The organism is Arthrobacter sorbitolis, from assembly GCF_054510995.1.
Map to the genome: position 1 here is coordinate 30,489 of NZ_JBTNDM010000001.1, position 13,832 is coordinate 44,320.

At 70.1% G+C, this 13,832-nt stretch carries 13 protein-coding genes; 10 read left to right on the plus strand and 3 right to left on the minus strand.

All coding sequences use genetic code 11. The features are described 5' to 3' along the window. The first annotated feature begins 33 nt into the window (after nucleotides 1-33). From atpA to ACX80K_RS00175, 5 genes are all read left to right on the plus strand, one after another. A complete protein-coding gene (gene atpA, locus ACX80K_RS00155; protein ID WP_104179001.1) occupies nucleotides 34-1,668 on the plus strand; it encodes a F0F1 ATP synthase subunit alpha in 1,635 nt (544 codons plus the stop codon). Between the two features lie 92 nt (nucleotides 1,669-1,760). After that, a complete protein-coding gene (locus ACX80K_RS00160) occupies nucleotides 1,761-2,654 on the plus strand; it encodes a F0F1 ATP synthase subunit gamma (protein ID WP_459269878.1) in 894 nt (297 codons plus the stop codon). An 81-nt stretch (nucleotides 2,655-2,735) separates the two neighbouring features. Then, nucleotides 2,736-4,199 carry a F0F1 ATP synthase subunit beta gene (gene atpD / locus ACX80K_RS00165; protein WP_104178999.1) on the plus strand — a complete coding sequence of 488 codons (1,464 nt, stop codon included), beginning with the start codon at nucleotides 2,736-2,738 and terminating at the stop codon, nucleotides 4,197-4,199. Between the two features lie 5 nt (nucleotides 4,200-4,204). Beyond that, the gene (locus tag ACX80K_RS00170; RefSeq protein ID WP_459269879.1) at nucleotides 4,205-4,498 is read left to right on the plus strand and encodes a F0F1 ATP synthase subunit epsilon; all 294 of its coding nucleotides are present in this window, start codon (nucleotides 4,205-4,207) and stop codon (nucleotides 4,496-4,498) included. Nucleotides 4,499-4,508: 10 nt separating this feature from the next. Continuing rightward, nucleotides 4,509-4,940, plus strand: coding sequence for a DUF2550 domain-containing protein (locus tag ACX80K_RS00175; protein ID WP_459269880.1), 432 nt, complete (start codon nucleotides 4,509-4,511; stop codon nucleotides 4,938-4,940). A 27-nt stretch (nucleotides 4,941-4,967) separates the two neighbouring features. Here ACX80K_RS00175 and ACX80K_RS00180 read toward each other — a convergent pair whose 3' ends face one another. Beyond that, nucleotides 4,968-6,176, minus strand: coding sequence for an N-acetylglucosamine-6-phosphate deacetylase (locus ACX80K_RS00180; RefSeq protein WP_459269881.1), 1,209 nt, complete (start codon nucleotides 6,174-6,176; stop codon nucleotides 4,968-4,970). 52 nt (nucleotides 6,177-6,228) lie between these two features. Then, nucleotides 6,229-6,924, minus strand: a complete 696-nt coding sequence (gene nucS / locus ACX80K_RS00185) for an endonuclease NucS (RefSeq protein WP_459269882.1) — start codon at nucleotides 6,922-6,924, stop codon at nucleotides 6,229-6,231. A gap of 78 nt (nucleotides 6,925-7,002) precedes the next feature. Between nucS and ACX80K_RS00190 the strand changes: the two genes are divergently transcribed. After that, nucleotides 7,003-7,326, plus strand: a complete 324-nt coding sequence (locus ACX80K_RS00190; protein WP_459269883.1) for a hypothetical protein — start codon at nucleotides 7,003-7,005, stop codon at nucleotides 7,324-7,326. A 55-nt stretch (nucleotides 7,327-7,381) separates the two neighbouring features. Continuing rightward, on the plus strand, nucleotides 7,382-8,191 hold the full coding sequence (locus ACX80K_RS00195) for an alpha/beta hydrolase (protein ID WP_459269884.1): 810 nt from the start codon (nucleotides 7,382-7,384) through the stop codon (nucleotides 8,189-8,191). 10 nt (nucleotides 8,192-8,201) lie between these two features. On the opposite strand, the gene ACX80K_RS00200 is transcribed toward ACX80K_RS00195, so the two are convergent. Continuing rightward, nucleotides 8,202-9,518, minus strand: coding sequence for an AI-2E family transporter (locus ACX80K_RS00200; RefSeq protein ID WP_459269885.1), 1,317 nt, complete (start codon nucleotides 9,516-9,518; stop codon nucleotides 8,202-8,204). 291 nt (nucleotides 9,519-9,809) lie between these two features. On the opposite strand from ACX80K_RS00200, the gene ACX80K_RS00205 reads away from it, so the two are divergent. The 3 genes from ACX80K_RS00205 (at nucleotide 9,810) to ACX80K_RS00215 (ending at nucleotide 13,788) form a co-directional block, all read left to right on the plus strand. Continuing rightward, nucleotides 9,810-11,600 carry a hypothetical protein gene (locus ACX80K_RS00205; RefSeq protein ID WP_459269886.1) on the plus strand — a complete coding sequence of 597 codons (1,791 nt, stop codon included), beginning with the start codon at nucleotides 9,810-9,812 and terminating at the stop codon, nucleotides 11,598-11,600. Between the two features lie 53 nt (nucleotides 11,601-11,653). Continuing rightward, nucleotides 11,654-12,610 carry a co-chaperone YbbN gene (locus tag ACX80K_RS00210; RefSeq protein WP_459269887.1) on the plus strand — a complete coding sequence of 319 codons (957 nt, stop codon included), beginning with the start codon at nucleotides 11,654-11,656 and terminating at the stop codon, nucleotides 12,608-12,610. A 65-nt stretch (nucleotides 12,611-12,675) separates the two neighbouring features. Beyond that, a complete protein-coding gene (locus ACX80K_RS00215; RefSeq protein WP_459269888.1) occupies nucleotides 12,676-13,788 on the plus strand; it encodes an NADH:flavin oxidoreductase/NADH oxidase in 1,113 nt (370 codons plus the stop codon). The last annotated feature ends 44 nt before the right edge of the window (nucleotides 13,789-13,832 follow it).

Here is a 13,832-nt window from a genome sequence, read left to right on the forward strand (position 1 = left end):
GGGGACCAACAACACAGGAGAGCAGGGACTGAGATGGCCGAATTGACCATCAACGCCGAAGACGTACGCAGTGCGTTGAACGACTTTGCGGCGTCCTACGAGCCCGGAAATGCGGAGCGCGTCGAAGTCGGCCGCGTCTCCACCGCGAGCGACGGCATTGCCCGGGTGGAGGGTCTTCCCTCCGTCATGGCCAACGAGCTGCTGCGGTTCGAGGACGGCACGCTCGGACTCGCCCAGAACCTCGACACGCGTGAGATCGGTGTCGTCGTCCTCGGTGACTACACCGGCATCGAAGAAGGCCAGGAGGTGCACCGCACGGGCGAGATCCTCTCGGTCCCCGTCGGCGACGCCTTCCTCGGCCGCGTGGTCGACCCCCTGGGCCAGCCCATCGACGACCTCGGCGAGATCGTCGCCGAAGGCCGCCGTGCGCTCGAGACCCAGGCCCCCGGCGTCACGCAGCGCAAGTCGGTGCACGAGCCGATGCAGACCGGCCTGAAGGCCATCGACGCGATGATCCCCATCGGCCGTGGCCAGCGCCAGCTGATCATCGGTGACCGGCAGACGGGCAAGACCGCCATCGCCGTGGACACCATCATCAACCAGCGTGACAACTGGGCGTCGGGTGACGTGACCAAGCAGGTCCGCTGCATCTACGTCGCAATCGGCCAGAAGGCGTCGACGATCGCCGCCGTCCGCCAGACCCTCGAGGACAAGGGTGCGCTGGAGTACACGACCATCGTCGCGTCTCCCGCCTCCGACCCCGCCGGCTTCAAGTACCTCGCCCCCTACGCCGGTTCGGCCATCGGCCAGCACTGGATGTACGGCGGCAAGCACGTCCTCATCGTGTTCGACGACCTGTCGAAGCAGGCCGAGGCCTACCGTGCGGTATCACTGCTGCTCCGCCGCCCGCCGGGACGCGAAGCCTACCCCGGCGACGTGTTCTACCTGCACTCCCGCCTGCTGGAGCGTTGTGCCAAGCTCTCCGACGAGCTCGGTGCCGGTTCGATGACGGGCCTGCCCCTCATCGAGACGAAGGCGAACGACGTCTCGGCGTACATCCCGACGAACGTCATCTCCATCACCGACGGCCAGATCTTCCTGCAGTCGGACCTCTTCAACGCCAACCAGCGTCCCGCGGTGGACGTCGGCGTGTCCGTCTCCCGCGTGGGTGGCGCCGCACAGGTGAAGTCGATGAAGAAGGTCTCGGGCACCTTGAAGCTCGACCTCGCCCAGTACCGCGACATGCAGGCCTTCGCGATGTTCGCCTCCGACCTGGATGCGGCGTCACGCCAGCAGCTGACCCGTGGTGCGCGCCTGATGGAACTGCTCAAGCAGGGCCAGTACTCCCCGATGCCGGTGGAGCAGCAGGTCGTGTCCATCTGGGCAGGGACGAACGGCTACCTGGACGACGTGCCGGTGGAGGACATCCGCCGCTTCGAGTCCGAGTTCCTGGAGCACCTCGGCCACAAGTCGCAGATCCTCAACACCCTCGCCCAGACGGGCAAGCTCGAGGACTCGACGGCGGAGGAGCTGAAGACCCAGATCACGGACTTCAAGCAGGGCTTCTTCGGGGTCGGTGCCGACGGTTTCGGCGCGGGCCACGAGGAGTACCAGGCCATCGACGCCGAGTCGGTCGAGCACGAAAAGATCGTTCGACAGAAGCGCTAGAGGAACTGCTGCCGGGAGGGGCGCTGCCCCTCCCGGCCTGCAGGACCCTGGCCTGATCGCTCCCCGACGCGGGGGCGGAGGAAAGGACAAGCATGGGAGCCCAGATCCGGGTCTACCGCCAGAAGATCGCCTCGACCACGTCGACGCGGAAGATCTTCAAGGCGATGGAGCTGATCGCGACGTCGCGCATCGGCAAGGCACGTACGCGTGTCGCTGCGGCCCAGCCGTACGCCAACGCGATCACCCGGGCCGTCTCGGCCGTGTCGTCGCAGTCGGAGATCGACCACCCGCTCACCACCGAACACGGTGAGGTGCGGCGTGCCGCCGTCCTGGTGATGACCTCCGACCGCGGCCTCGCAGGGTCGTACTCGGCCAGTGCCCTCAAGAAGGCCGAGGGTCTCTTCGAGGCGCTCCGCTCCGAGGGCAAGGAGATCCAGGCGTACCTGGTCGGCCGCAAGGGGCAGTCGTACTTCGACTTCCGCCAGCGCGACTACGAGAGGGTCTGGACGGGCAACACCGACGCTCCCGAGTTCGAGACCGCACGCGAGGTCGGCGAGGCCCTGCTGGAGACCTTCCTCAAGGACTACGAGGACGGCGGCGTGGACGAAATCCACATCGTCTACACGAAGTTCCGCTCCATGGTGGTCCAGGAGCCGGCCGTCCTCCGTCTGCTGCCGCTGGAGGTCGTCGACGAGCAGGTACCCCAGGACGGCGAACTGCTGCCCCTGTACGAGTACGAGCCGGAGCCTGAGCAGGTCCTCGACGCCCTGCTCCCCAGGTACATCGAGTCGCGCATCTTCGCGGCGATGCTGCAGGCATCGGCCAGCGAGCTCGCCGCGCGCCAGCGGGCCATGAAGTCCGCCGGTGATAACGCGACGGAGCTCATCAAGAAGTACACGCGTCTCCGCAACACCGCCCGCCAGGCGGAGATCACCCAGGAGCTGTCGGAGATCGTGGCCGGCGCCGACGCGCTGAACGCCTCCTGACGCCCCGCCCGCCCGGGTCCTCGCGGATTCCGGGCAGCCTAGACTTAGTTCCACGCCATCTACGTAAACGAAGTGAGAGAGATGACTGCCCAGACTGTTGAGCACGGTACGGACTCAGTTGCCCCCGGCGCCACCGGCCGTATTGCACGTGTCATCGGCCCGGTTGTCGACGTCGAGTTCCCGGCCGACGCAATCCCCGCCATGTACAGCGCGCTGACCACCGAGATCACCCTCAACGGTGTGACGCGCCTGATCACCTTCGAGACCTCGCAGCACCTGGGCGACAACCTCGTCCGGGCGATCTCCCTGCAGGCGACCGACGGACTCGTCCGCGGCACCGTCGTGCAGGACACCGGATCCCCGATCACGGTCCCCGTCGGCGACGGCGTGAAGGGCCACATCTTCAACGTGCTCGGCAAGCCCCTCGACGTCGAGGAGTCGGCGCTCGAGATCACCGAGCGCTGGCCGATCCACCGTGCTGCTCCGAGCTTCGCCTCGCTCGAGGGCTCCACGGAGATGCTGGAGACCGGCATCAAGGTCATCGACCTGCTCACCCCGTACATCAAGGGTGGCAAGATCGGCCTCTTCGGTGGCGCCGGTGTCGGCAAGACCGTCCTCATCCAGGAGATGATCACGCGTGTCGCCCGTAACTTCGGTGGCACCTCGGTGTTCGCCGGTGTCGGTGAGCGCACCCGCGAGGGCAACGACCTCTGGGTCGAGATGGAGGAGGCGGGCGTCCTCAAGGACACCGCCCTCGTGTTCGGCCAGATGGACGAGCCGCCGGGAACGCGCCTGCGCGTGGCGCTCTCGGCCCTGACCATGGCGGAGTACTTCCGCGATGTGCAGAACCAGGACGTGCTGCTCTTCATCGACAACATCTTCCGGTTCACCCAGGCCGGCTCGGAGGTGTCGACCCTCCTCGGTCGCATGCCGTCCGCCGTGGGCTACCAGCCGAACCTGGCGGACGAGATGGGCCTCCTGCAGGAGCGCATCACCTCCACCAAGGGCCACTCGATCACGTCGATGCAGGCGATCTACGTCCCCGCCGACGACTACACCGACCCGGCCCCGGCGACTACCTTCGCGCACTTGGACGCGACCACCGAGCTCTCCCGCGAGATCGCGTCCCGTGGCCTCTACCCGGCCGTGGACCCGCTCGCGTCGACCTCGCGCATCCTGGATCCGCAGTACATCGGCCACGACCACTACAACACGGCCGTGCGCGTCAAGCAGATCCTGCAGAAGAACAAGGAACTGCAGGACATCATCGCGATCCTCGGTATCGACGAGCTCAGCGAGGAGGACAAGGTCGTCGTCGCCCGCGCACGCCGTATCCAGCAGTTCCTCTCGCAGAACACCTACACCGCCAAGCAGTTCACCGGTGTGGAGGGTTCGACCGTGTCCATCAAGGACACCATCGAGGGCTTCTCGGCGATCTGCAACGGCGACCTCGACCACATCGCGGAGCAGGCGTTCTTCAACATCGGCGGGCTCGACGACGTCGAGCGCCAGTGGGCCAAGATCCAAGAGCAGACCGGTAAGTAGCGCAGATGGCATCGAACGGCGAACTCGAAGTCGAAATCGTCGCGGCCGACCACTTCGTGTGGTCGGGCGCGGCGCGTCAGGTCAACGCACGCACCAGCAACGGGCAGATCGGGATCCTTCCCGGCCACGCCCCCATCCTGGCCATCCTCGAAGCAGGGGACCTCTCGGTGGAACCGGTCAACGGTGAGCGCCTGGTCGTGGGCGTGGACGGTGGCTTCTTCTCGGTCGACTCGAACCGCGTCGTGATCGTGGCGGACAACGCCAGGGTCGGCGGTTCGGGAACTGCGGAATCCGTCTAGGATTCCGGGCGTGGAGGCACTCGGTGTGACGTTCATCTGCCTTGCGGTCCTCTTCGGCCTGCTCGTGCTCGTGATCGCCGCCTTCCTCCTCCGCCGCTACCAGCTGGGCCGCGCGCTCGGCACCTTCGACGCCTCCATCCGCCTCCCTCCCCGGGGATGGCGGGTGGGGGTTTGTCGTTACACGGACAGACACCTCGAGTGGCTCAGCCTCCTCTCGCTGAGCCCCATCCCGCGCTTCCGTTTCCTCCGCAGCTCCCTCGAGGTGACGGGCTGGCGGGCGGCCACCGAGGTGGAGCGCGTCAGCATCCAGCCCGGCGCGATCATCGTCCACCTGACCTACGAGGGCGAGGCCTTCGACCTCGCGATGAAGTACGACGTCTACGCCGGCCTCTCCTCCTGGATCGAGGCCGGTCCGGTCATCGGCATCGGCACCTGGCGCTGATGCAGACGCTTCCCGGAGCGCTCCGCCCTAGCCGATGTCGAGCGGCCTGACCCAGGTCCCCGCGCGGAGTACGCCCTTCAGCTCGAGGTCGGGGGAGAGGACCAGCGCGTCGGCGCGGAGCCCGCTGCGGAGGCTGCCCACCTCGTCGGCCAGTCCCAGCACCCCGGCCGGGACGGTGGTGGCCGAACGGACCGCGTCCACGATGCCGACCCCCGCCCCCACGGTGCAGCGCACGACGTCGAGGAGGCTCCCGGCGCCACCCGCCAGCGTGCCGGTCGCGATCAGGATCGCCGCGTCGTCCACGACAGTGATCTCGCTGCGGCCGAGCCGGTAGGTACCGGAGGCGCAGCCCGCCGCGGCCGTCGAGTCGCTGACGAGGCAGATGTTCTCGGCACCGGCGATCGTGAAGGCCATGCGGACCGTCTCCGGGTGGAGGTGCACGTTGTCCGCCACGAGCTCGACGGCGATCTCACCCGCACGGGCGCGCTGCAGGAGCAGCGGCACGGGGCCAGGGGACCGGTGGTGGATGGCGGGCATCGCGTTGAACAGGTGCGTGGCCATGGGCCTGCCACTGAAGCCCTCGAAGCCCGTGGAGGCGAGCTCCTCGTTGATAAGGTCCAGCGCAGCACCGGTCTCCTCGGTGGAGCTGTCCGTGTGCCCGATGGACGGGATCACGCCGTGCATTACCAGTTCGTACACCAGGACGTCGCTGCCCGGCAGTTCCGGGGCGTACGTCATGGAGGCCAGGTGCCCCTGACCGGCTGCGACGAGGCGGGCCACGTCCTCCTGCTTCGGCAGGATCAGGAAGGCCGGGTCGTGCGCCCCGTGGCGCTCCTTGGACAGGAACGGGCCCTCGGCGTGGATCCCGGCCACGAGCCCTGCCTGCGCGGCGGCGGCGAGCCTCCCGAAGGCGGCCTCGAGGTCCTCGAGAGGAGCCGAACACGTGCTGGCGAGCGCCGTCGTCGTACCGCTGCGGTGCAGGTGGGCCGCCGCCGCCTCGATGTCCGCGCTGGAGCCGGACGTGAAGTCGCCACCGCCGGCCCCGTGGCAGTGGAGGTCGATGAGCCCCGGGAGGATGAGGAAGCCCTCCGGCAGCCGCTCGTCGGAGGGATCGCCCGTGCCGGTCCCTGCCGCGACGATGCGGGAGCCGTCCCAGCGGAGCACTCCGTCGATGATCCCCGCTTCGGTCACCAGTCGTCCGGACAGTGCAGTGGGCGTTCCGCTGGAGTGGGCCATGGTCCGATTCTAGGCGGTCGCGCTCCCGGCGACCCGGAGGACGGAGCGGGCGCTAGAAGAGGCGGGAGGCGCTGTCGTCCACGCCGCGCATCGCGTCGTAGTCGAGGGTCAGGCAGTCGATGCCCCGGTCGGTGGCGAGGACGCGTGCCTGCGGCTTGATCTGCTGCGCGGCGAAGACCCCGCGCACCGGCGACATGATCGGATCCCGGTTCAGCAGTTCGAGGTAGCGGGTGAGCTGCTCGACGCCGTCGATGTCGCCGCGGCGCTTCAGTTCGACGGCGACCGTCCGCCCCTCGGCGTCGCGCGCGAGAATGTCCACGGGCCCGATGGCCGTCATGTACTCGCGGCGGATGAGGGTGGATCCAGCGCCGAGGAGCTCGATCTGCTCGGCGAGGAGCCGCTGGAGGTCCGCCTCCACGCCGTCCTTCACGAGGCCGGGATCGACGCCGAGGTCGTGCGAGGAATCGTGCAGGTGCTCCCGGATGTTGATGACCAGCCTGTCGTCGGTCTTGGCGTGCTGCACCGTCCAGACCTCTGTGATGCCCTCGGCCCGGTCCGCCTCGTCGGGCTCGTTCACACGCAGGGTCGCGGGCGGGCTCATCCAGTTGAGCGGCTTGTAGGACCCGCCGTCGGAATGCACGAGGACGGAGCCGTCCGACTTCACCATGAGGAGCCGGGTGGCCAGCGGGAGATGCGCCCGGAGGCGGCCGATGTAATCGACGGAGCAGCGGGCAATGACGAGACGCACGACAAGAATCCTACCGGGCGCCGGGCCGCACCCGTGCCCGGTGCGGAGGCGCGCGGCCGGATCATGCAGACTGAGGGGGTGCCCCGTTCCAACCGCCCGAACCGCCCCCGCGGCTCCTCGCGGCCCAAGTGGTCCGCGCCGCCGGAGCAGGACCTGGAACGCACGCGGGTGGGGCTGCCGCTCCGCGAGTCCGCTCCCGACGGCGAATGGTCCGTCCGGCGCATCACGGAGCGCAACGCGGCCAAGACCTACACCTGCCCCGGATGCCACTCGTCGATCCTGCCCGGGATCGCCCACCTCGTCGTCTGGCGGGAGGACTCGCTGCTCGGCCCCGAGACCGCCCTCGCCGACCGGAGGCACTGGCACGTCCGGTGCTGGCAGACGCGCAGCTTCCGCTACTGACCTCGGTCCGCGCACGACGCACGGCCCGTGGAGCACGCCGTCCTAGACTGGGCGGATGCCCACCGAATCGCCCGAGTACACGTTCACGCCCCATGACGAGGCGATCGAGATCCGCGCGTCGACGGTGCTGCCCGCCGATCGCCGCGACATCGAGCTGCACACCGCCGACGGCCTGACCCTCGTGGGGGAGTTCGCGGCGCCCGCGGGCGGCCGCCCGCCGCGGGCCACCCTCGTCACGCTCCACCCGCTGCCGACCCACGGCGGCTTCATGGACTCGCACGTGTACCGGAAGGCTTCCTTCCGGCTGCCGGCCCTCGCCGACATCGCCGTCCTGCGGTTCAACACGCGCGGCACGTGTTCCCCGCGCGGATGCAGCGAGGGAGCGTTCGACGGCGGCGACGGGGAACGGCTGGACCTGCAGGCCGCCGTCGAGTGGACCGTCGCGCAGGGGCTCCACCACATCTGGCTCGTGGGCTGGTCCTTCGGGACGGAACTGTGCCTCAAGTACGGCGCACAGGACCCGGTGGCCGAGCTGATCGAGGGCGCCGTCCTGCTGTCGCCGCCCCTGCACCGGGCCGGTGACGCCGATCTCGATGCGTGGGCGGCGAGCGGGCTGCCCCTCAAGGTGCTCGTGCCCGAGTTCGACGACTACCTGGTACCGAAGGACGCGGCTCAGCGCTTCGCCCGCGTGCCGCAGGCGGACGTGACGGGGATCGACGGCGCGAAGCACCTGTGGGTGGGGGAGAAGTACGCGGCGCGGGCGCTCGACGAGATCGTCGGCGTCGTGCACCCCGAGCTGGACCTGCCGATGCCCACCCGCTGGACGGGTCCCGCCGCCGTCGCGCCGTCGGCGACCGGCGGCTGAGCGGACCGGGCTACTGGCCGTCCTGGCGGGCGATGAACACTTCCTTGAGGAGCAGCATGACGGCCGCCGCTGTCGGGATCGCGATGAGTGCGCCGAGGACGCCGAGGAGGCTGCCGCCCGCGATGACGGCGATCACCGCCACCGCGCCCGGGACGGCGACCGCACGCTGCATGATGCGCGGCGAGATGAAGTAGGCCTCGAACTGCAGGTACGCCACGTACGGGATCGCGAACAGGAGGGCGGTGTGCCAGCCCACCGTCAGGGCGATCAGGCTGACGATCACCGCGGCGATGGTGCCGCCGACCAGGGGGATGAAGGCCAGCAGGGCGACGACGAACGCCAGCAGGACGGAGAACGGGACGTCGGCGATGGTCATCACGATGAACGCGAACGTGCCGTTCAGCAGGGCCACGCAGGCCTGGCCGATCACGTACATGCCCACGCTGCGCGTGATCTCCTCCGAGAGGACCTCCACGCGGGGACGGCGCGAGCGCGGCGCGAGGCGGTACGCCCACTTCTTGATGGACGGCAGGGACGCGAGGAAGTAGAGCGCGAGGACCAGAATCACCAGCGAACCGAACAGCCCGTTGATGATCACCGTGCCCACACCGAGCACGCCGCCGAAGATCCCGCCGACGGCCTCGCTGTTCGCGAAGAACTTGTCGATCTCCGAGACCACGCGGTCGCGGACCTGGAACTGCTCGTCGAGCGTCGTGAAGAACTCGGAGTTCAGGAAGTCGTCGGCGTAGCCCGGCGCGCGGTCCACGATCTGGGAGGTCTGGCTCACGATCGTCGGGATGAGCAGCGCGAAGAACCCGGCCACGATGCCCACGAGGACGGTCAGGGCCACCGCGATGCCGGCCGGGCGCGGGACGCCCTTGGTCTCGAGCCACCGCACGATCGGGTCGAGCCCGAGGGCGATGAAGAGGGCAGCCCCGATCCACACGAGGAGCTGGCCCACGTTGGTGATGATGAAGAAGGCCAGCAGCGCGAGGCCCACGCCCACGCTCGTCATGAAGCCGAAGTGGATGGGGTGGGTCCTCATGCTCCGGGGATACGCACCACTGAACTTCAGGCGCTCGTCGGCGAGCGAGACATCCGGATCGACGGCGACACCCTCCGGCTCGCGTTCGGGCGGGAACTCGAAGCGGGGCCGCGGCTGCGCCGTCGGCAGTGACTTCCGCGCGAGCGAGAACAGGGACCTCAGGGTCGTCGGCGGTCCGGGGTCGGCCGGCACGTCGAGGGAGGGCTGCGCGTCCCCTCCGGTCCCGGGCGGCTCGGGCCGCGGAAGCGGCTGGTCGAGCGGGACTTCCTGGTGGTCTGTCAACGAAGAGCTCTGCTTTCGGACGTGCGGTGCCAGTTCCGCGGGGTGGGACGACTAGCGAAACCCTAACAGTCGGGCACAGCCGAGGAGGTGGTTGACGGACCGACTCCCCGGCGGTCCCGCGGGCTGCGGGAGGCCCGGGATCCTCCCCGTCCTTCCGGTCCGTGCCCGACCCGGCGGGGGAACTTCGTTACCATTGGGTGACTATTCCTGATGGCCCGCCGCCGCATGCGCCGGGCCATCGGAGCGGAGGGGGCCAGGCGGTCCGCCGGAACGGACGACGATAGGCAACCAGTGCGCGGAAAGACAGCAGTACCGATCATCGTGGCAGGGCTCCTGCTGATGCTCCTCGGCATCGGGCAGCGGACCCTCTGGGCTCCTGCCGAGACGGTCACGGCCGGCGTCGCGCAGGATGCGCAGTCCGCACCCGTCACGGTGATCGAGCCCGGCGCACGGGGCGACGCCGAGGGGCCGGTCGAGGTCACCGTGGAGGCGGACGGCCCCTTCACCCTCGCGATCGGGCGGACCTCCGACGTCGAGGCGTGGGTCGGCGGGGCTGCACACCTGAGTGTCACGGGAATCGCCGGGGACACGCTGTCCTCCGACTACACGGACGGCGAGGACACCGTCCCCGATCCGAGCGGCGGCGACCTCTGGGTCAGTGAGGAGCCCGGCGACGGGACGCTCACCTACCGGTGGAGCGAGCCCGTGGAGGGCGACTGGTCGATCCTGCTCGCCGCCGACGGGACGGCGCCCGCACCCACGCAGATCTCCGTCACGCGCCCCAACGACCAGTCCACGCCGTTCGCGCTGCCGCTGATCATCGGTGGGGCGCTCGTCGTCGTCCTCGGGATAGCACTCCTGTTCATCCCTCCGCGCTCCCGCCGCGGCAAGGCCGGGACCGAGCCGGCCGAGGGCACCCGTGCCCACGCACGCCGCAGCGTCCAGGCCGGCCGGTCGGTCGCGTCCTCGATCGCCGTCCCCGGCTCGGCCCTCGTCGCGGGCCTCGTCGCGGGCGGCTCGCTGCTGGGCGTCGCCCCCGGGATGGCGACGACGACGCCGTCGGCCACGCCCAGCGCCTCGTCCACCGCCTCGTCCACCGCTTCGTCCACCGCTTCGTCCACCGCTTCGTCCACCGCCGACGCGACGCCGTCGTCCGCGGCCACCGGTGCGCCGTCCGCCGGGAGTGCGGCCAGCGGTCCGCCCGTCGTCCTCGCCGGCCAGCTCGAACGCATCCTCGGGGCGGTCGCCTCGACCGTCGCCGATGCCGATGCGGCGGCCGACGCCACGCGCCTGGCCCCGCGGGTCGACGGCGCCGCGCTGGACCTGCGCACCGGCTCCTACGCGGTCCGGGCCAAGGACGCCAAGGCCGCCCTGCCGGTGCCGGTCGCCGCTGATCCCGTCCTGCTGGACATGATCCCCACCGACGAGGAGTGGCCCCGCACCATCGTCGCGCTGACGCAGAGCGACGACAACCCGGTGCCGCAGGCCCTCCTGCTGGTGCAGGAGACGCCGCGCGAGAACTACAAGCTGACCTCGGCGGTCCAGATGCTGCCCGGCAGCACGTTCCCCTCCCCGCCGGCACCCGGCGCCTCGGGCCCGGTGCCGCTCGACGACGCCGGAGCGCTCGCCAAGGCGCCGCAGGACGCCGTCGCGTCCATCGCCGACTTCCTCACCAAGCCGACCGGCGCCAACGCCGGGACGTTCGAGGAGAACTCGTTCTCCGAGGCCATCACCGAGTTCCAGGCCGGCGTGGTCGCCGACCCCGGCAACAAGGCGGCCAACATCACCTTCACCCACCAGGCGCAGGGCGGGCGCACCCAGGCCCTCCAGACGGGCGACGGCGGAGCGATGGTGTTCGGCTACCTCACCCACACCTACGCCAGCGTCCCGAAGGGCGCCGGCGACAGCATCGACCTCAAGGGGACGGTGTACCAGTCGCTGACCGGCAAGGACACCAGCGGGAAGGGCATCGACGTCAACTACGGCGAAGCCGTCATGATGTACGTCCCCCCGGCCGGAAGCGACGATAAGATCCGGGTCATCGGCGCCGCACAGCAGTTGCTGTCCGCGAAACTCCGCTGAACCGGCACCCCGCCACCAGCGTCCACTCCAGGCAGCCAGAGAAAGGCAGAGCATTGTCGACACCAGCACAGCGGGGCGGGATACCGCCGTCGAGCATGAACCTGCGGGGAGCGGTGGACCTGTCCGCGCTCAAGGCACGCGCCGACGCGGCAGCCCGTCCGGCCGCGGCACGCCAGCCCCCGGCAGGACAGAGCCCCTACATCGTCGAGGTCACGGAGCAGACGTTCCCGCAACTCGTGCAGCTCTCCTCCCAGGTGCCCGTCATCGTGAACCTCCGCGCCACCTGGAGCGAGCAGTCCACCCAGGTGACCGCCGTCCTCGAAGCAGTCGCGGTGGAGTCAGACGGGCGGATCCTGCTCGCCAACGTGGACCTCGAGGCCCAGCCGCAGATCGCCCTGGCCTTCCAGGCCCAGGGTGCGCCGACCGTCGTCGCCGTGGTCAAGGGCCAGCCGGTGCCGCTGTTCGAGGGTGCCCTGCCCGAGCCGCAGATCCGCGCGTACCTGGACGAGCTCCTGAAGGTCGCCGAGGCCAACGGCGTGACGGGGACACTCAACGATGGCTCGGAGCCGGGCCCCGCCGCCCCCGCGGAGCCGCAGCTGCCGCCCCTGCACCAGGAGGCCTTCGACGCCATCGAGGCCGGGGACTACGCCACCGCCGCCTCGGCCTACCGCCGCGCGCTGGCCGAGCAACCGGCCGACGCGGACGCGAAGGCCGGGCTCGCGCAGGTGGAACTCATGCAGCGTGTGCAGGACGCCGACGCCACGGCAGTGCGGCAGCGCGGCGCCGACGAGCCCGACGCCGTCGAGGCCCAGCTCGCCGTGGCCGACCTCGATCTCACGGGGGGACACGTCGAGGACGCCTTCAACCGCGTCGTTGCCTTCATCGGGCGGACCTCCGGCGAGGACAGGGAGACCGCGCGCAAGCGCCTGCTGGAACTGTTCGACGTCGTCGGTGTCACCGATCCGCGCGTGACCAAGGCCCGCGGGGCGCTCGCACGCGCCCTGTTCTAGCAGGGCACCGGTCGCCGTCCCGTCACCGCTTCCGGCTCCGATCCGTTCGACCACCAGAGGATGGCATGACTCCCGCAGCAGCTCCCGCCGGTACGCCCGGCCTGTTCGATCCCTTCACGCTCCGTGGCCTGGACCTGCCGCACCGGGGCTGGGTGGCCGCCATGTGCCAGTACTCGTGCGACCCCGTCGGAGCTCCCGGGGTGCCCACCGACTGGCACCTCGTGCACCTCGGCCAGTTCGCCACCGGGGGTGCGGCGCTGATCATCACGGAGGCGGCGGCCGTGAGCCATGAGGGCATGATCAGCCCGCGCGACGCCGGTATCTACACGCAGGAGCAGGCCGCCGCCTGGCGCCGCATCAACGACTTCATCCACGAACACAGCGCCGTCGGCACGAAGACCGCCGTGCAGCTCGCCCATGCCGGGCGCAAGGCGTCCACCTACTGGCCCTTCAGCGGCAAGCGCGACTCGGTCCCCGCGTCGGAGGGTGGCTGGGAGGCCGTCGGGCCCACCTGCGAGGCCTTCGGGCGATACGCCGCCCCCCGGGCCATGACCGAGGAGGACATCGAGAAGGTCATCCGCGACTTCGGGGCGGCCGCAGCCCTCGCCGTGGACGCCGGCTTCGACACCGTCGAGATCCACGGCGCCCACGGGTACCTGCTGCACCAGTTCCTCTCGCCGCTGGTCAACACCCGCACCGACGGCTGGGGCGGTTCCGAGGAGGCCCGGTTCCGCCTGACGCTCGAGGTGATCCGTGAGGTCCGCCGGGTCATCCCGGAGACCATGCCGCTGCTGCTGCGCATCTCCGCCTCCGACTGGACCGAGGGCGGGCTCGACGGCGCCGTGTCGGCGCGGCTCGCCAAGCGTGCCGCCGAGGAAGGCGTCGATTTCGTGGACGTGTCGTCCGGCGGAGCGGTTCCCGCCGCGTCGATCCCGGTGGGACCGGGCTACCAGGTGGCCCTCGCCGAGGAGGTGCGGTCCTCCGGCGTCCCGACGGGCGCCGTCGGCCTCATCAGTGATCCGCGGCAGGCCGACGACCTCATCCGCGCGGAGCGGGCCGACGTCGTCCTCATCGCCCGGGCGGCCCTGCGGGATCCGCACTGGTGGATGCGGGCCGCGCACGAGCTCGGCCACGACCTGGTGCCGGCGCCCCAGTACGAGCGCGCCGGCGGCTTCTGACGGGCCCTCCTTCTCGTCCTTTGGGATGACGAGCGGCGCGAGCG

Coding starts and splice junctions, on each gene's coding strand:
- atpA (WP_104179001.1), top strand. CDS start 34: ATGGCCGAATTGACCATCAACGCCGAAGACGTACGCAGTGCGTTGAAC.
- ACX80K_RS00160 (WP_459269878.1), top strand. CDS start 1,761: ATGGGAGCCCAGATCCGGGTCTACCGCCAGAAGATCGCCTCGACCACG.
- atpD (WP_104178999.1), top strand. CDS start 2,736: ATGACTGCCCAGACTGTTGAGCACGGTACGGACTCAGTTGCCCCCGGC.
- ACX80K_RS00170 (WP_459269879.1), top strand. CDS start 4,205: ATGGCATCGAACGGCGAACTCGAAGTCGAAATCGTCGCGGCCGACCAC.
- ACX80K_RS00180 (WP_459269881.1), bottom strand. CDS start 6,176: ATGGCCCACTCCAGCGGAACGCCCACTGCACTGTCCGGACGACTGGTG.
- ACX80K_RS00195 (WP_459269884.1), top strand. CDS start 7,382: ATGCCCACCGAATCGCCCGAGTACACGTTCACGCCCCATGACGAGGCG.
- ACX80K_RS00215 (WP_459269888.1), top strand. CDS start 12,676: ATGACTCCCGCAGCAGCTCCCGCCGGTACGCCCGGCCTGTTCGATCCC.